Annotated in this window: 16 protein-coding genes and 1 pseudogene; 10 read left to right on the top strand and 7 right to left on the bottom strand. The window is 66.8% G+C overall.

Annotated features, from left to right (window positions below):
• Positions 1-185: 185 nt before the first annotated feature.
• The 4 genes and pseudogenes from VF716_RS18660 to VF716_RS18675 all read left to right on the top strand — a co-directional run bounded on the left by VF716_RS18660 (position 186) and on the right by VF716_RS18675 (position 4,492).
• A pseudogene (locus VF716_RS18660) lies at positions 186-2,162 on the top strand (ATP-binding protein).
• Complete coding sequence (gene narL / locus VF716_RS18665) at positions 2,140-2,748, top strand: two-component system response regulator NarL (RefSeq protein ID WP_011912081.1); 609 nt, start codon at positions 2,140-2,142, stop codon at positions 2,746-2,748. The pseudogene VF716_RS18660 and the gene narL overlap by 23 nt, the downstream one beginning before the upstream one ends.
• A gap of 166 nt (positions 2,749-2,914) precedes the next feature.
• Positions 2,915-3,700, top strand: a complete 786-nt coding sequence (locus VF716_RS18670; protein WP_011912080.1) for a type IV pili methyl-accepting chemotaxis transducer N-terminal domain-containing protein — start codon at positions 2,915-2,917, stop codon at positions 3,698-3,700.
• Between the two features lie 96 nt (positions 3,701-3,796).
• Entirely contained in the window at positions 3,797-4,492 is a 696-nt protein-coding gene (locus VF716_RS18675; protein WP_080505040.1) for a Crp/Fnr family transcriptional regulator, read from the top strand.
• A gap of 3 nt (positions 4,493-4,495) precedes the next feature.
• Here VF716_RS18675 and VF716_RS18680 read toward each other — a convergent pair whose 3' ends face one another.
• Positions 4,496-5,035 (bottom strand): DUF4345 domain-containing protein, encoded by a 540-nt coding sequence (locus VF716_RS18680; RefSeq protein WP_011912078.1) that lies wholly within the window; start codon positions 5,033-5,035, stop codon positions 4,496-4,498.
• Positions 5,036-5,226: 191 nt separating this feature from the next.
• Between VF716_RS18680 and VF716_RS18685 the strand changes: the two genes are divergently transcribed.
• Together VF716_RS18685 and ypfJ are read left to right on the top strand one after the other, a co-directional pair.
• Positions 5,227-5,661: a DUF411 domain-containing protein gene (locus tag VF716_RS18685; protein WP_013981790.1), complete on the top strand. Its 435-nt coding sequence runs from the start codon at positions 5,227-5,229 to the stop codon at positions 5,659-5,661.
• Positions 5,662-5,779: 118 nt separating this feature from the next.
• Positions 5,780-6,637 (top strand): KPN_02809 family neutral zinc metallopeptidase, encoded by an 858-nt coding sequence (gene ypfJ / locus VF716_RS18690; protein WP_011912076.1) that lies wholly within the window; start codon positions 5,780-5,782, stop codon positions 6,635-6,637.
• A gap of 102 nt (positions 6,638-6,739) precedes the next feature.
• Here the strand turns inward: ypfJ and VF716_RS18695 are convergent, their stop codons facing one another.
• The 3 genes from VF716_RS18695 to VF716_RS18705 all read right to left on the bottom strand — a co-directional run bounded on the left by VF716_RS18695 (position 6,740) and on the right by VF716_RS18705 (position 8,827).
• Positions 6,740-7,330 (bottom strand): HAD family hydrolase, encoded by a 591-nt coding sequence (locus VF716_RS18695; RefSeq protein ID WP_041755371.1) that lies wholly within the window; start codon positions 7,328-7,330, stop codon positions 6,740-6,742.
• Positions 7,327-8,196 (bottom strand): acyl-CoA thioesterase II, encoded by an 870-nt coding sequence (tesB, locus tag VF716_RS18700; protein ID WP_013981787.1) that lies wholly within the window; start codon positions 8,194-8,196, stop codon positions 7,327-7,329. Before tesB ends, VF716_RS18695 begins: the two co-directional genes overlap by 4 nt.
• Positions 8,197-8,272: 76 nt before the next feature.
• Positions 8,273-8,827 (bottom strand): GNAT family N-acetyltransferase, encoded by a 555-nt coding sequence (locus tag VF716_RS18705; protein ID WP_011912073.1) that lies wholly within the window; start codon positions 8,825-8,827, stop codon positions 8,273-8,275.
• A gap of 70 nt (positions 8,828-8,897) precedes the next feature.
• Here VF716_RS18705 and VF716_RS18710 point away from each other — a divergent pair, with 70 nt between their 5' ends.
• Together VF716_RS18710 and VF716_RS18715 are read left to right on the top strand one after the other, a co-directional pair.
• Complete coding sequence (locus VF716_RS18710) at positions 8,898-9,818, top strand: histone deacetylase family protein (protein WP_011912072.1); 921 nt, start codon at positions 8,898-8,900, stop codon at positions 9,816-9,818.
• Positions 9,819-9,837: 19 nt separating this feature from the next.
• Entirely contained in the window at positions 9,838-11,121 is a 1,284-nt protein-coding gene (locus VF716_RS18715) for a TIGR03862 family flavoprotein (protein ID WP_011912071.1), read from the top strand.
• Between the two features lie 27 nt (positions 11,122-11,148).
• Here VF716_RS18715 and adhP read toward each other — a convergent pair whose 3' ends face one another.
• Positions 11,149-12,171 (bottom strand): alcohol dehydrogenase AdhP, encoded by a 1,023-nt coding sequence (gene adhP / locus VF716_RS18720; RefSeq protein WP_013981783.1) that lies wholly within the window; start codon positions 12,169-12,171, stop codon positions 11,149-11,151.
• Positions 12,172-12,366: 195 nt separating this feature from the next.
• Between adhP and VF716_RS18725 the strand changes: the two genes are divergently transcribed.
• Together VF716_RS18725 and VF716_RS18730 are read left to right on the top strand one after the other, a co-directional pair.
• Positions 12,367-13,206 carry an AraC family transcriptional regulator gene (locus tag VF716_RS18725; RefSeq protein WP_279640494.1) on the top strand — a complete coding sequence of 280 codons (840 nt, stop codon included), beginning with the start codon at positions 12,367-12,369 and terminating at the stop codon, positions 13,204-13,206.
• A 101-nt stretch (positions 13,207-13,307) separates the two neighbouring features.
• A complete protein-coding gene (locus tag VF716_RS18730) occupies positions 13,308-13,895 on the top strand; it encodes a LysE family translocator (RefSeq protein WP_049341613.1) in 588 nt (195 codons plus the stop codon).
• A gap of 74 nt (positions 13,896-13,969) precedes the next feature.
• On the opposite strand, the gene VF716_RS18735 is transcribed toward VF716_RS18730, so the two are convergent.
• Together VF716_RS18735 and VF716_RS18740 are read right to left on the bottom strand one after the other, a co-directional pair.
• Positions 13,970-14,290, bottom strand: a complete 321-nt coding sequence (locus VF716_RS18735; protein ID WP_045633517.1) for a DUF2845 domain-containing protein — start codon at positions 14,288-14,290, stop codon at positions 13,970-13,972.
• Between the two features lie 61 nt (positions 14,291-14,351).
• Positions 14,352-15,677: a DEAD/DEAH box helicase gene (locus tag VF716_RS18740; protein WP_045159164.1), complete on the bottom strand. Its 1,326-nt coding sequence runs from the start codon at positions 15,675-15,677 to the stop codon at positions 14,352-14,354.
• Between the last annotated feature and the right edge of the window lie 95 nt (positions 15,678-15,772).

Consider the following 15,772-nt stretch of genomic DNA (forward strand, 5'->3'; position numbering starts at 1 on the left):
CCCGAATTTGACTCAGGTCAATACACGACAGCCGGCAATTTGCTTTGGGGTACCTTTCTACCTCTTTCGGGATATTCCGATTTTCACGATAAAAATCATTACTTATCAATAAGTTAAGAATCCATCAAACAACCGGTTGTGGCACCAGGCATAACCCCGAAAGCATTGGGAGTACACCCCTCACCATGGCAAGCGAATGCCACAAGGCGCAGAATGCGTCATCGCCGCCCGACGAGCCGACCATGCCCCAATCCGAACGAGACCAGCTCTCCACGCGCCACTCGATCGTGTTCAACACGCTGGTGGCGTTCGTGGTGATCATCGGTTTTTCCCTGGTCAGCATGCTGGCCAGCCTGTACCTGGCCGACGCCCTGGAAGGTGATGCCGAAGCCATCAACCAGGCCGGCAGCCTGCGCATGCAGGCCTACCGCCTGGCCTTCACCGCCGAGCATGGTCCGCAGGCGCTGCTCGAGGAGCGCATCGACATTCTGGAGCGCACGCTGCGCTCGGCGTCGCTGCGCTCTGCCCTGCACCGCCATGGCGACACGCCTCTGCCGGGCCTGCATGGCGGCGTGCTGCAGCACTGGCAGGAGCGCATGCGCCCGCTGCTCGATGCCCAGCCGCCGCGGCTGGACGATTACCGTCGCGAGGCCCCGGAATTCGTCAGTGAGCTGGACGTGTTCGTGCGCACCCTGCAGGAAGCCTCGGAAGGCAAGCTCGGGGTGATCCGTGCGCTGCAGGCCGGCACCCTGTTCATCATCGTGCTGATCGCCTTCGTGCTGATCTACGGGCTGCACAACAACCTGGCCACCCCGCTGCGCAGCCTGACCAAGATGGCCCGCGACATCGGCAAGGGGGATTTCAGCGGCCGCGTGGAAATCCCCGGCGACACCGAACTGAGCCTGCTGGCGCGCACGCTCAACCAGATGAGCCAGGAACTCGCCGGCCTCTATGCCGAGATGGAGCAGAAGGTCGACGACAAGACCGCCGCGCTGACCCGCAGCAACGCCACCTTGCAGCTGCTGTTCAACAGTGCCCGGATGCTCTACAGCCAGCCGGACGACCCCTCGCTGATGATGGGTTCGCTGCTCACCAAGGTGCAGGAAGTCCTCGATACCGGGCCGATCTCGCTGTGCCTGAACCGCTCCGCGGAGGCCGGCAGCCACACGGCGATGACCTCCAGCGACCTGCAGCCGCCGGATTACTGCAAGCTGCCCCAGTGCGAGGTGTGCCCGGTCAACCAGAGCGGGCGACTGCCCAGCGGAGAGGAACTGGTCACCTTCGAGCTGCGCTCCGGACAGGACGATCTCGGCTCGCTGCGCGTCGCCCATCCTGCCGGCGAGCCGCTGGAGTCCTGGCAGACCCTGCTGCTGACGACATTGGCCGATCTGTTCGCCGCTTCCCTGAGCCTGGCGCAGCTGGGGCAGAAACAGGCCCGACTGGCGCTGATGGAAGAACGCGCGGTGATCGCCCGCGAGCTGCACGATTCGCTGGCCCAGGCGCTGTCCGCGCAGAAGCTGCAACTGGCGCGTCTGAAGCGGCTGATGCAGAAGGAAAGCGGTCAGGCGCAGCTGGATGACAGCGTGCAGCAGATCGACCGCGGACTGAATTCTGCCTACCGCCAGCTGCGCGAGCTGCTCACCACCTTCCGCATCAAGGTCAACGAACCGGGGCTCAAGCCTGCACTGCAGGCCACCATCGAGGAGTTCGGCGCCAACTCCGGGCTGCACATCGAGAGCGACTTCCAGCTGGACCACTGCCCACTGACGCCCAACGAGGAAGTGCACTGCCTGCAGATCATCCGCGAGGCGCTGAGCAACGTGGTCAAGCACGCCGAGGCCGAGCATTGCTGGCTGCGCCTGACCCAGGACGGCATCGGCACCATCAACGTCTAGATCGAAGACGACGGCATCGGCATCAGGCCCGAGGAGCAGCGCACCGGCCACTATGGCCTGATCATCCTGCGCGAGCGCGCCAACAGCCTGAATGGCAGCATCAGCATCGGGCTGCGCCCCGGCGGCGGCACCCGGGTACACCTGCGCTTCCCGCCCGCCTATCGCCACATTCCCCTGATACAGGAGCCTGTCACGCATGAACGAAGGGACAACCACACGAATCCTGCTGGTCGACGACCATCCCATGATGCGTCGGGGTCTGCGTGACCTGCTGGAGCTGGAAGACGACCTGGAGATGGTCGGCGAGGCCGGCAACGGTGAGGACGCCATCCGCCTGGCGCAGCAGATCGAGCCCGACCTGATTCTGATGGACCTCAACATGCCGGGCATCGACGGCCTTGAGACCACCCGACGCATGCGCGATGCCGATATCGACGCGCGCATCATCATGTTCACCGTCTCCGACGAACAGAGCCACGTGCTCGAAGCGCTGCGCAACGGCGCCGACGGCTACCTGCTCAAGGACATGGACGCCGAGGAGCTGATCGAGCAGATCCGCATCGCCGCCACCGGACGCATGGCCCTGAGCCCGGAGCTGACCCAGGTGCTCGCCGAAGCCATCCGGGTGCGCCCCAAGCCCACCGGGCAGGTGCAGTTCTCCAGCCTGACCAAGCGCGAGAAGGAAGTGCTGCGGCAGATCGCCAAGGGCCAGAGCAACAAGATGATCGCCCGCAAGCTCGGCATCACCGAGGGCACGGTGAAGGTCCATGTGAAGAACCTGCTGCACAAGCTGGGCCTGCGCTCACGGGTCGAGGCCGCGGTCTGGGTGCTGGAGAACGAGGCGAAAGGTTGAGCCACCGCCAATCGCTCGCATTCTGTGCGTGAGCGCGCAAGGCGCGATGCCGTGGCCGCCCCCTTGACGATCATCAATGTCATCCACGTGAAGCGCTCTATCGTCTCGTCCTCGTCGAACTGACCGGCTGGTCAGCATCGCGCCCGCCCGGACGTAAGGAGCGCCCATGTTCAAGATCCTGCTACCCACCTCCCTGCTGCTCGGCCTGCTCGCCGGCAGCCTTTCCTGCCAGGCTGCCATCAGCGACGCCGAAGCGGTCAACCGCGCCGGCATGCAGCGCATGCTCAGCCAGCGCATTGCCAAGAATTACCTGATGATCGGCACCGATACCCGCGTCGACCTCGCCGCCAGCCAGCTCGACAGCAGCATCGCCAGCCTCGAGGAAAACGCCCAGCTGCTGGGCGACTATGCGCCCAGCGACGGCATCCGCAAGGCCCTCGACGAGACTACCCAGACCTGGCACCAGTACCGCCAGCTGGCGTTGAGCCGTCCGGACCGCGAGCAGTCGGCCGAGCTGCTGCGCCTGGCCGAGCGCTTCCTCGCTCAGAGCGAGGCTCTGGTTCAGGAAATCGAGCGCCACAGCGGCAACCACGCGGCGCGCCTGGTCAACCGCAGCGGACGCCAGCGCATGCTCAGTCAACGCATCGCCATGCTCTACCTGGCCATGAGCTGGAAACTGCCGGAGCAACGTCTGCGGGAGGACTTCGATGCCGCGGTCGCGGAGTTCGAGCGAGGCCTGGAGGAGCTGAACAAGGCGCCGCAGAACACCGAGGCAATCAACCGCCAGCTCGAACAGATCGCCGCACAGTGGCGCTTCGCCCGGGCCGGCTTCAGCCTCGCGGACGACTCCCGCTTCGTCCCTACGGTGATCGTCACCACCAGCGATTCGCTGCTGCGCAAGATCGAGCAGCTGACCCTGGACTACGAGCGCCTCGCCGGCAGCAGCCGCTGAGCGCGACTACCTCCTTTGCCCATAAAGAGGTATGGCTTAGGGGAAATGGGATAGCGGCACCGTGCAACCTAGCATGCCCCCATCAAAAGGAGGGGGATGGCCATGCTGACAGGCTCCGCAGTGCTCAATACGTTGCGCCGTCATCATCTGTTCCGCGGGCTGTCGGAAACGGCCCTGCAGAACATCGCCACGCACACCACGGCCAGGCATCTGCCGGCCGGTTGCACGTTGTTCCATCAGGGGGATGCGGCCGAGCATTTCCATGTGCTGATCAACGGCCAGGTCAAGCTGCACCGCGTCACCTGCGATGGCCAGGAGAAGGTCATCGAGGTGATCCGTCCGGGCGAGGCCTTCGCCGAGGGGATGCTCTTCAACAAGCTCGCCGAACATCCGCTGAGCGCTACCACGCTCAAGGAGAGCCTGGTACTCAACGTGCAGAACAGCCACTACCTGCGTCTGCTGGAGACCCAGCCGCAGCTGTGCATGCAGCTGCTCAGCAGCCTGAGCGCGCGGCTCAACCAGCGCCTGCACCAGATCGACAACCTGACCTCGTCCAACGTCTGCCAGCGCGTCGTGCGCTACCTGTTTCAGGAGCGGCAGACGGCGCGCAGCGACGTCATCGACCTGGACCTGCCCAAGCGCCTGATCGCCTCGCAACTGGGCATCCAGCCGGAGACGCTGTCACGCATCCTGCACCGGCTGACCGATGCCGGGCTGATCGCCGTGCAGCGGCGACGCATCGAGATTCTCGACCAGCACAGCCTCTCCGCCTATCTCGAGGCGGCTGCCTGAGACTCACTCGGATGGATCGCCACGACGAAACGGCTGCGCAGCCGGCTCGGCCGGGGCCGGCTCGAGCGTCGGCGGCACTTCGCCGAGCTGGAAGGGTTTCGGCGGCTCGCTGACGCGCCTGCGCGCAGCCGGCTCGATGCGCTCGGGCTCCGGCTCCGGACGCTCACGAATGACGTACCAGGCGACCGCCGCCAGGGCGGCAGCGAAGATCCGGTAGACCAGCGAGGCCAGATCGAAGCCGACCAGCTCGCCGCCATCCAGCCAGAGCGACACCAGTCGCCCGAGCACCAGTGCCGTCATGGTGATCATCAGCATCATCAGGGCCGGCCGCGCCCGCTCCGGCGCCCGCGCAGCCCAGATCAGGAACAGCGCCAGGCCCAGCTGCAGGCCGCCGTAGTAGACCCGCATATGGCTGACGGACGCGCCTTCCATCAACAGCATGCCGTTCAGATTGGCCATCTCGTAGGGGCGAAACCAGTAGGCCAGGCTGAGACTGGCCATCACCAGTGCCTGCGCGAGCAGAACGAAACGGGCAAAACGCATCGAAAACTCTCCTGATGTGCGACTCGCTATCCCGGTTGGCATGGGACTGTGCTGCGCCCGTTTTGTTTCGCGACCGCGATGTCGACCGACCGTCCGAAAGCGTCTTACGGCGTGACAATTGCGCGCGGGGTGCGGCTTGGGAATGGCGTCGCCCCAGCGTATTCTGGGCCTCTCGCTCGTTGGAGATTCCCATGCGCCGTCTTCTGCTCGCCCCCCTCCTGTTCGCCGGTTTCGCCCAGGCGGCCGACCCCATCGCCATCGACGTCTACCGTGACCCCAACTGTGGCTGCTGCAAGGCATGGATCGAGCATCTGGAAGACAACGGCTTCGCCGTGGCCGATCACGTGGTCAACGACATGACCTCGGTGAAGATGGAGCATGGAGTACCGCACCGCCTCGGCTCCTGCCACACCGGTGTGATCGACGGCAAGTTCGTCGAAGGCCACGTGCCGGCGGCGGACATTCTCAAGCTGCGCGCACAGCCTGACCTGATCGGCGCCGCGGTGCCGGGCATGCCGGTCGGCTCACCCGGCATGGAAATGGGTGAGCGCAAGGACGCCTTCCAGGTGATCGGCGTCAGCAAGCAGGGCAAGGAGAGCGTGATTTCCGAGTACCCCGGCAACTGATCGGTACCCGACAGCCAACATCCGCTGCAGCGTTTTGCCCGGTGCACGGGTCTGAGAGGAAAGCGCTGGCCGCTTCGCTGCGGCCGGCGCTCCCATCCATCCACCCGAGGGGCAACTCATGCGCTGGAATCGAGCCCGACGCAGCGACAACGTAGTGGACGCCAGAGGCCGCAGCGGCATGCGGCTGGGCGGCGGCCTCGGTCTGGGCGGCATCGCCATCGTGGTGGTGATCGGTCTGCTCTCGGGCCAGGATCCGCTGCAGATTCTCGGCCAGCTGGCCAACCAGGGCGGGCCCGCAGTCTCTCAACAAAGCCAGCGCCCGGCTGGCGACGATCCGCAGGTGGAATTCGTCCGCGCCGTGCTTGGCGACACCGAAGACACCTGGCGCGCCCTGTTCCAGCAGAACGGCGTGCAGTACCGCGACCCGACCCTGGTGCTGTTTCGCGGCGGCGTGAACTCGGCCTGCGGCTTCGCCAGTTCGGCAGTCGGCCCGTTCTATTGCCCCGGCGATCAGCAGGTCTACCTCGACCTGCAGTTCTTCGACGAGATGGCCCGGCGCTTTTCCGCCGCCGGTGACTTTGCCCAGGCCTACGTAATCGCCCATGAGGTCGGTCATCACGTGCAGACGCTGCTCGGCGTTTCGCAGCAGATGCAGGCGGCCCGCCAGCGTGGCGCGCGGATGGAAGGTGACAACGGTCTGCTGGTGCGCCAGGAACTTCAGGCCGACTGCTATGCCGGCGTCTGGGCCTATCACGCCCAGCAACGCCACGACTGGCTGGAGGAAGGCGACCTGGAAGAAGCGCTGAACGCCGCCAATGCCATCGGCGACGACAACCTGCAGAAGCGCAGCCAGGGCCGCGTGGTCCCGGATGCCTTCACCCACGGCACCTCGGCGCAGCGGGTGCGCTGGTTCCGAGATGGCTTCGAACACGGTGATCCGGCGCGCTGCGACACCTTCAAGGCGGCGCGGCTGTAGGTGCTTCCGGGCGTGCCCCCACCCTGAGGGGCGGGCACGCCTGCGAGGGCCGTTGCAATGACTGGTGGGCTTGAGCCCACCTCCAGGCGCCGATGTCCGCTCTCAGCCCAGCATGCCGTGCAGCGCACGACAATCAGGCACGTACAGGTCGGCCAGCTCCGGCCATTCATTGTGCGGCACGTTGACCAGCACCCCGCGCGCGCCAGCGGCCCTGGCGCATTCCAGGTCGAAGCGGTAGTCCCCCACCATCAGCATCGACGCCGGCGCCACGCCCCAGCGCTCCGCCAAATGCAGCAGCCCGCCCGGATGCGGCTTGGGCGGTGCCTCGTCGCGACCGAGGATGTCCTCGGACAGAAAACAGTCGCCCATGCCCACCGCCTGCAGGGTCACCAGCGCCAGTTCGTGGGCATTGCGGGTCAGCACGCCGAGGCGGCAGCCGCGCTCGCGCAGCGCATGCAGCAGCTCGCGGGCGCCTACGGCCGGGCGTGCGGCGTAGGCGAGTTCGCGTTCGTGCTCCAGCAGCCAGGCGCGCTTGGCCGCCGCTTCGTCGGCCGGCAGCGCAGCCAGGTGATGGAGGATGTCGTCCTCCTCGGGAATCTCCAGGGCGCGGCGGATCGCGGCGAAATCGTGCACGGCGATGGTCAGGGTGCCGTCCATGTCGAACACCCAGTGCCGCACCTCGGCGATATTCACATCCAGTCCTCGCGCACGCGGATCAGGCCTTCCTGGGCCACCGAGGCAACCAGCTCGCCCTGGCGGTTGAAGATGCTGCCACGGGCGAAGCCGCGGGCATTGCCGGCCCAGGGGCTGTCGATGGAGTACAGCAGCCAGTCGTCCATCTTCACTTCGCGGTGGAACCAGATGGCGTGATCGAGGCTGGCCAGCTGGATGAACTTGCTCCACGAGCTGACGCCGTGGGGCTGCAACGCGGTGCCGATAAAGCTGAAATCCGAGGCGTAGGCAAGCAGGTACTTGTGCAGCGCCGGGCTGTCGGGCAGCGAGCCGTCGGCGCGGAACCACAGGTGGCGGACCGGTTCGATCGGCTGCGGGTTGGCCGGATCGACCAGGGTGACCGGGCGAATCTCGATGGGCTTGGGCCGGCGCAGCTTCTCCATCACACGTTCCGGCACCATCGGCGAAAGCTTGTGCAGCAGCTCCCACTCGTTGGGCAGGTCGTCCGGCCCGATCACATCCGGCATCGGCAACTGGTGCTCGTAGCCCGTTTCCTCGGCCTGGAACGAGGCGATGCCGGTGAAGATGGTCTGGCCCTTCTGGATCGCGCTGACCCGTCGCGTGGTGAAGCTGCCTCCATCGCGCACGCGATCGACGTCGTACACCACCGGCTGGTGCGAGTCACCGGGACGCAGGAAATAGCCGTGCAGCGAATGCACATGGCGCTCCGGCGTCACCGTCTGGCTGGCTGCGGAGATCACCTGGCCGAGCACCTGCCCGCCGAACAGCTGGGGAAAGCCGAGGTCCTGGCTGGCGCCACGGAACAGGTTTTCCTCGATGCGTTCCAGGGTCAGCAGATTGACCAGGGCGTCGAGTATCTGGGTCATTTCGGCATCCTTGATAAGGGGGGCGGACAGGCGCGCCATGTTACGGATTTCGCCGGCAACGCTCCAGCAACAGGGCTTATTGTCGCCAATCGCCCCGCTGCAGTCGGTAGAGCAGCTGCTCGTGCAACGGGTGCCCCGCCGCCAGCTCCGGGTGGGCAAAGGACGCAGCCTGATCGGCGCGCATGCCCAGCTCCGCCACCAGCTGCTTGGCCGGCTCGTTGATCTGCGCCATGCAGGCGACCACCTCGGGCAATTGCAGGGTGACGAAGGCATGCTGCAGAACCGCCCGTGCCGCCTCGAGCACCAGGCCCTGGCCCCATTGTTCACAGGCCACGCCCCAGCGCAGCTCCACCGCCGAGCCCGGCACCGACGACGGCGCCCAGACCAGCCCGCAGTAGCCGATAAAGGCACCACTGTCCTTGCGTTCCAGCGCCCACAGGCCGAAGCCGTGCCGCAGCAGATGAAGGCGACTGCGCACCATCAGCGCGGCGCACTCATCCCGCGACAGCAGGGCCGGGTCGTAGCGCATGACTTCCGGGTCGGCGCACAGCTGCGCCAATGGCTCGAGGTCGTCGTCATGCCAGCTGCGCAGCCGCAGACGCGAGGTTTCGAGGGCGATTCGATCGACCATCCTTGCTCCTTGAGCGCGTCGACGGCCAGCCTGCATACTGCGGCGCACATCTGTCGAACACGCGTGGTTCATGTCCCTCCCCCTGGTCTATCACGACGATTACAGCCCGCCGCTGCCGCCGGGCCATCGATTTCCCATGGAGAAGTTTCGTCTGCTGCGTGACCATCTGGTCACTCTCGGTATGACCACGGACGCAGCGCTATTGCGCCCGTCACTTTGCAGACGCGACATCCTGACTCTGGCCCATGACGCCGATTATGTCGCGCGCTACTGCAGCGGCGAGATGGGCCGCGACGAGCTGCGCCGGCTCGGCCTGCCCTGGAGCCCGGAGCTGGCGCAGCGCACCGTGCGGGCGGTAGGCGGCTCGCTGCTGGCGGCGGAGCAGGCGCTGCAGCACGGTCTGGCCTGCCATCTGGCTGGCGGCACGCACCATGCGCATCGCGATCACGCCTCAGGCTTCTGCATCTTCAACGACCTGGCGGTGATCGCGCTGTACCTGCTGGAAAGCGGACTTGTCGGGCGCGTGCTGATCTTCGACTGCGACGTGCACCAGGGTGACGGCACCGCGCGCATCCTGGAGAACGTGCCGGATGCGGTGACCGTCTCGCTGCACTGCGAGAAGAACTTCCCCACCCGCAAGGCCCATAGCGACTGGGACATCCCGCTGCCGCCGGGCATGGGCGACGAGGCCTACCTCCAGGTCGTGCACGACACGCTGAACTACCTGCTGCCGATCTATCAGCCGGACCTGGTGCTCTATGACGCCGGCGTCGACGTCCACCGCGACGACGCCCTGGGCCTGCTCTCGCTGACCGACGCCGGGCTCGCCGCGCGCGACAGCGCGGTGCTCGATCACTGCCTGGGTCGAGACATTCCCGTGGTAGGGCTGATCGGCGGCGGCTACGACAAGGACCGCGCCCTGCTCGCCCGTCGTCATGCGACCTTGCATGTCAGCGCCCACTCGGCCTGGCAGCGCCACGGGCTCGGCTGAGCAACCGTCAGCAGCTACAATGCCCGCCCCGCTCGCCTGCCCGGTTGCCACCATGCCCCAGCCCTCCTCTTTTCGCGTCGCCATCATCGGTGGTGGTCCGGCCGGCCTGATGGCCGCCGAGGTGCTCGGCCAGGCAGGCGTGAATGTCGACCTGTATGACGCCATGCCCTCGGTGGGGCGCAAGTTCCTGCTGGCCGGCGTCGGCGGCATGAACATCACCCATGCCGAGGACTACGCCGCGTTCGTCAGCCGCTACGGCGAGCGCGCCGGCGACCTGCGACCGCTGCTCGATGCCTTCTCCCCGGATTCACTGCGCGAATGGATTCACGGACTGGGCATCGACACCTTCGTCGGCAGCTCCGGCAGGGTGTTTCCTAGCGACATGAAGGCCGCGCCCCTGCTGCGCGCCTGGCTCAAGCGCCTGCGTGAAAGCGGCGTGCAGCTGCATACCCGCCAGCGCTGGCTGGGCTGGGACGAGCATGGCGCGCTGCGTATCGCCGGGCCGCAAGGCGAAACCCAGGTCGAGGCGGACGCCACCCTGCTCGCCCTCGGCGGCGGCAGTTGGGCCAGACTGGGTTCGGATGGCGCCTGGGTGCCCTCGCTGCAGAACCGCGGGATCGCCATCGCGCCGCTGCAGCCGGCCAACTGTGGCTTCGAGGTAGCCGGCTGGAGCGAGCACCTGCGGGAGAAATTCGCCGGCGCGCCGCTGAAGACCGTCAGCCTGGCGTTGCCCGGCGAAGCACCACGCAAGGGCGAGTTCGTGCTCACCGCCACGGGCATCGAGGGCAGCCTGGTCTACGCGCTCTCGGCGCCGATCCGCAACACGATCAACCGTGACGGCGCTGCCACGGTACTGCTCGACCTGCTGCCGGATCGCACCCTGACACAGATCGCCAGCGCCCTGGCCAGACCGCGGGGCTCGCAGTCCATGGCCAAGCACCTGCACCGCCAGCTGAAGCTCGATGGCGTCAAGGCGGCGCTGTTGCGCGAGCTGACCGATGCCACGACCTTCCAGGCCCCGCAGGCCCTGGCCGCCGCGATCAAGGCGCTGCCCATCCGCCTGGTCCGCCCGCGTCCGCTGGACGAGGCGATCAGCAGCGCCGGCGGCGTGCCCTTCGAGGAACTGGACGAGGATCTGATGCTGCGCCGGCTACCCGGCGTGTTCTGTGCTGGCGAAATGCTCGACTGGGAAGCGCCGACCGGTGGCTATCTGCTGACCGCCTGCTTTGCCAGCGGACGCGCCGCAGCCGAAGGCATGCTGCGCTGGCTGCGTGCCAACGTGCCGGCAAACGCGCCGCGCTGAACGGTGCGCTGCCGGCCGCACGGCCTGCTACATCTTCATCACGATACGGCCTTCGATGCGCCCGGCGCGCATGTCGTCGAAGATCTGGTTGATGTTGTCCAGGCTGTCGGTGTGGATGGTCGCCTTGACCAGGCCCTCGCCGGCGAAATCCAGCGCCTCCTGCAGATCGGCGCGGGTGCCGACGATCGAGCCGGTGATGCTGATGGCCTTGAGCACGACGTCGAAGATCGGCGTCGGGAAGTCTCCCGGCGGCAGCCCGACCAGCGCCACGGTGCCATGCCGCCGCGCCATGCCGATGGCCTGGCCGAAGGCGCTGTTGGACACCGCGGTGACCAGCACGCCGTGGGCGCCGCCGATATCGCGCTGGACCACCTCCACGGGATTCTCCGTGCGTGCGTTGATGGTCAGCTTGGCACCCAGACGCTTGGCCAGCTCCAGCTTGGCGTCATCCACATCCACCGCCACCACGTGCAGCCCCATCGCCTTGGCGTACTGCACCGCGACATGACCGAGGCCGCCGATGCCGGAGATCACCACCCACTGGCCGGGGCGTGCACCGGTGACCTTGAGGCCCTTGTAGACAGTGACACCGGCGCAGAGAATCGGCGCGATCTCGTCGAACTCGACGTTCTTCGGCAGGATGCCAACGTAGTTCGGGTCGGCCAGCACGTATTCGGCGTAGCCGCCATTGACCGAGTAGCCGGTGTTCTGCTGGCCTTCGCAGAGGGTTTCCCAGCCAGTCAGGCAGTGCTCGCAGCAGCCGCAGGCGGTGTACAGCCAGGGCACGCCGACGCGATCGCCCTCCTTCACCCGGGTCACGCCGGCACCCACCGCCGCGACGTGGCCAACGCCTTCATGGCCGGGAATGAACGGCAGGGACGGTTTCACCGGCCAGTCGCCCTCGGCAGCGTGCAGGTCGGTGTGGCAGACGCCGGAGGCGGCGATCTTCACCAGGATCTGACCGGGGCCGGGCATCGGCACCTTGACTTCCTCGAGGCGCAGCGGCTCGCCGAAGGCGTGAACCACTGCCGCTTTCATGGTCTGGGTCATGGGCTTGCTCCTTGATTCGGGACGTTCGAGTCTGCGCCAGGCAGACGGCAGCAAGCCTAGACCCAGATCAATCATCGGGCAGAGTGGCCGACCATCCGTCGAGCACCGCTGCACGAATGTTCCAGACGATGGCCCGCCCGGCAGACGATACTCAACCCGAGCAACGCGCGCCGAAGCGTCACCGGAGTCACCGCCATGGGCAACAATGACTGGATCGAGCTGAACAGGGATGCCGAAACCGGCATCGAGACGATCCGCGCCCATTTCGAAGGCCACGCCTACGATCCGCACTTCCACGACAGCTACCTGATCGGCTTCACCGAACAGGGCGTGCAACAGTTTCATTGCCGCAAGGCACTGCACAGCAGCACCCCGGGCCAGGTCTTTCTGCTCGAACCCGGCGAGCTGCACGATGGCCACGCCCCGGCCCGGGGCGGCTTCACCTACTCGATGCTCTACCTCGACCCGCACTGGCTCGAGCGCGAGCTGCGCGGGCTGTTCGAGGACGCGCCAGGCGATTGCCAGCCGGCATTCGCCAAGACGCTGGCCAGCGAGCCCGAGTTGCTGGCGGTGATTGCCGAAGCCTTCCAGGCACTGCAGAGCCGCGATCTGCGCATCGTCCGCCAGGCCGCGCTGGATGCGTTGCTGGCCAAGCTGGCGCGACATCTGGCCTGGCGCCCGCGGCTCGACAGCGATCCGCGCATGCCGCTGGTGGCACTGCGGGCACGGGATTATCTGCACGAGCACATGGAGCAGGACCTGGGCCTGGACGAGCTGGCCTGGGCAAGCGGTGTCGATCGCTTCCGCCTGTCGCGGGCGTTCAAGGCCGCGTTCGGCATCGCGCCGCATGCCTATCTGGTCCAGCTGCGCCTGGCCAGGGCACGACAGCTGCTGGCCAGCGGGCAGCCACCGGCGCGGGTGGCGATGACACTGGGTTTCGCCGACCAGAGTCATATGGGCCGCTGGTTTCGCCGCGCCTACGGCCTGACCCCGGCGCATTACCGCAGGCGCTGCTCGAATCTTCCAGACCGCTGAACCGGCAGGCGCGATCATTCGGCCATCCGCAACCCGACGGAGCCGATCGCCATGTCGCCCAGCCCCCGCCCTGACCGCTCCCACGAAACGAGGCCGCCACGATGAGCCAGTGGCTGCCTTTCGTGCTGTTTGCCTTCGTCGCCTCCATCACCCCGGGCCCGACCAACATCCTGGTGCTGAGCAACAGCTCGCGCTTCGGCCTGCTGGCGGCGCTTCCCATCATCTTTGGCGCCTGCGCGGCCGCGGCGCTGATCGTGCTGCTGGTGGGCCTTGGCGCCGGCGAATGGCTGCTGCGCCATCCGCCATTGCAGCAGGCGATGGCCTGGCTCGGGGTCGGCTGGCTGCTCTACCTGGCCTGGCAGATCGCCCGCAGCCCGACCGAAGCGATCGAAGACGACGCCGCCAGCCGTCGACTCGGCGCCCTGGGCGCCGCCGGGCTGCAGGTGATCAACCCGAAGGTATGGATGATGGCGCTGGCGGTGGTCGGCGTGTTCAGCGGCGCCAACGCCGATGCCGGGCGCTACGCCATCCACGCGCTGCTGTTCTTCCTGATCGCCCTGCCCTGCCTGGCGGCCTGGGCCCTGCTCGGCGCCGGTGCGGCCCGGCTGCTGCGCTCGGCGACGCATCTACGCCGCTTCAACCAGGCGATGGCGTTGCTGCTGGTGGTGTCGGCGCTGGCGAGCCTGTAGGCCCGCGAGCGTTACGGCGACCGTGGACAGAATTGCCGTTTGCACGACCGGCACAGCTGCATGGCGAAAGCGGATTACAACTTGCTCGGCTCTGGCTCGCGCACCATACGGATTTCAACCAAACGGCCATCGATGAAGCGAAGATGATGTTCCGCGCCGTTTCGCGGACCGTAGACCCGGCGGTCGACCCTGACAGCTCCCGGCTGTACGACACCATCGCTACGCAGCGACGGCGCTTCGACGCTTTGGCGATCGGCAGGGCCGCACTTGGCCTCGACCTGCTCATCTGTGTCGCCCAGACCAACCAGGCGGGTGCCACACCTCATGGACGCCTCTGCCGATACGCTGAACAGCACGCCGACCAGCAGGATCACCGACGTCGTTTTGCTACCCATGCTCAGGTTTCCTCGCATCATACGTTCCGGCCTGACCCGAAGAGCTAGTGTTCTAAGACTCTCAGCGCTTCTTAGCCGGTTTGCCGCCGCCCAGGCTCGGCACCTTGCGAATCGGCCGGGCGTTGGGCTTTTCGTTCTCCTCGAACCAGTTGCCGAGATGGATCTTGCCCTTGCCGGCAGCTTCCTTGGGCTTCTTGGGTTTCTTCGGTTTCTTGATGATCTGCCCGCCCAGCGCCGTGGCCGGCACGCGGTGATCCGGTACGAAGCCCGGCTCGTCATGCCGCGGCAGCACCTGGTTGATCAGGGTCTCGATGGCGGCCAGCTGGTCCACCTCGTCGGCGGCGACCAGGGAGATCGCCTCGCCACTGGCTCCGGCACGGCCGGTACGACCGATGCGATGCACGTAATCCTCGGCGACGGTGGGCAGGTCGAAGTTGACCACCTGCGGCAGGTCGTGAATGTCCAGTCCGCGCGCCGCCACGTCGGTCGCCACCAGCACCTGCACCTCGCCAGCCTTGAAGCGCTCCAGCGCGCGCAGACGCGAGGCCTGCGGCTTGTCGCCGTGGATCGCGTCGCTGGCGATGCCCTGCGCCTGCAGCTCGTCCACCAGCTGATCGACGCCCTTGCGCGTCTTGACGAACACCAGCACCTGACCCCAGCGCCGCTCCGCCAGCAGATGCAGGAACAGCTCGCTCTTGCGCTTCTTGTCCACCGGCACCAGCCACTGCTTGACCGTCTTCGCCGCCGCATTGCGCGGGCTGACCTCGACCGACAACGGGTCGCGCAGCAGCTCGCGGGCCATCTGCCGGATCGGCTCGGAGAAGGTCGCGGAAAACAGCAGGGTCTGGCGCTTTTTCGGCAAAGCGGAGAACAGCGCATCCAGTTCTTCAGCGAAACCGAGGTCGAGCATGCGGTCCGCCTCGTCGAGCACCAGCGCCTGCAACTGGGCGAAACCGACGGCGTTCTGCCGGTAGAGGTCGAGCAGGCGCCCCGGGGTGGCCACCAGCACATCGATGCCCTTGCGCAGCGCCATCATCTGCGGATTGATGCTCACGCCGCCGTACACCGCGTAGGTGCGCAGCGGCAGGTTCTGCCCGTACACGCGAAAGCTCTCGTGAACCTGCTCGGCCAGTTCACGGGTCGGCACCAGTACCAGCGCGCGCACCGAATTGCTCGCCACCTTGGCGCCTTCCATGGTCAGGCGCTGCAGCAATGGCAGGGCGAAACCGGCGGTCTTGCCGGTACCGGTCTGCGCCGCTGCCATCAGGTCGCGGCCTTTGAGCACGGCGGGAATGGCCTCGGCCTGCACCGGCGTCGGCTTGCGATAGTCGAGGGTTTCCAGGGTCCGCAGCAGCGGATCGATCAGGCCCAGGGAGGCGAAGGTCATGGCAGGCTCGCGGCGCCGATTCGGCGCGGTGAAAAAGGGCCGATTCTAGCAGCAGCCCGCCCTGCTCGGCGCCACCGGCCCAACAGGGCACGGCG

Source organism: Stutzerimonas sp. Brlt_14 (assembly GCF_051948915.1).
Lineage (GTDB): Bacteria > Pseudomonadota > Gammaproteobacteria > Pseudomonadales > Pseudomonadaceae > Stutzerimonas > Stutzerimonas stutzeri.

What these genes read in the sequence shown, in the direction of transcription:
- narL (WP_011912081.1), top strand. Translation starts at nt 2,140, where the DNA reads ATGATGCGTCGGGGTCTGCGTGACCTGCTGGAGCTGGAAGACGACCTG.
- VF716_RS18670 (WP_011912080.1), top strand. Translation starts at nt 2,915, where the DNA reads ATGTTCAAGATCCTGCTACCCACCTCCCTGCTGCTCGGCCTGCTCGCC.
- VF716_RS18675 (WP_080505040.1), top strand. Translation starts at nt 3,797, where the DNA reads ATGGCCATGCTGACAGGCTCCGCAGTGCTCAATACGTTGCGCCGTCAT.
- VF716_RS18680 (WP_011912078.1), bottom strand. Translation starts at nt 5,035, where the DNA reads ATGCGTTTTGCCCGTTTCGTTCTGCTCGCGCAGGCACTGGTGATGGCC.
- VF716_RS18685 (WP_013981790.1), top strand. Translation starts at nt 5,227, where the DNA reads ATGCGCCGTCTTCTGCTCGCCCCCCTCCTGTTCGCCGGTTTCGCCCAG.
- ypfJ (WP_011912076.1), top strand. Translation starts at nt 5,780, where the DNA reads ATGCGCTGGAATCGAGCCCGACGCAGCGACAACGTAGTGGACGCCAGA.
- tesB (WP_013981787.1), bottom strand. Translation starts at nt 8,196, where the DNA reads ATGACCCAGATACTCGACGCCCTGGTCAATCTGCTGACCCTGGAACGC.
- VF716_RS18705 (WP_011912073.1), bottom strand. Translation starts at nt 8,827, where the DNA reads ATGGTCGATCGAATCGCCCTCGAAACCTCGCGTCTGCGGCTGCGCAGC.
- VF716_RS18710 (WP_011912072.1), top strand. Translation starts at nt 8,898, where the DNA reads ATGTCCCTCCCCCTGGTCTATCACGACGATTACAGCCCGCCGCTGCCG.
- VF716_RS18715 (WP_011912071.1), top strand. Translation starts at nt 9,838, where the DNA reads ATGCCCGCCCCGCTCGCCTGCCCGGTTGCCACCATGCCCCAGCCCTCC.
- adhP (WP_013981783.1), bottom strand. Translation starts at nt 12,171, where the DNA reads ATGACCCAGACCATGAAAGCGGCAGTGGTTCACGCCTTCGGCGAGCCG.
- VF716_RS18725 (WP_279640494.1), top strand. Translation starts at nt 12,367, where the DNA reads ATGGGCAACAATGACTGGATCGAGCTGAACAGGGATGCCGAAACCGGC.
- VF716_RS18730 (WP_049341613.1), top strand. Translation starts at nt 13,308, where the DNA reads ATGAGCCAGTGGCTGCCTTTCGTGCTGTTTGCCTTCGTCGCCTCCATC.
- VF716_RS18735 (WP_045633517.1), bottom strand. Translation starts at nt 14,290, where the DNA reads ATGGGTAGCAAAACGACGTCGGTGATCCTGCTGGTCGGCGTGCTGTTC.
- VF716_RS18740 (WP_045159164.1), bottom strand. Translation starts at nt 15,677, where the DNA reads ATGACCTTCGCCTCCCTGGGCCTGATCGATCCGCTGCTGCGGACCCTG.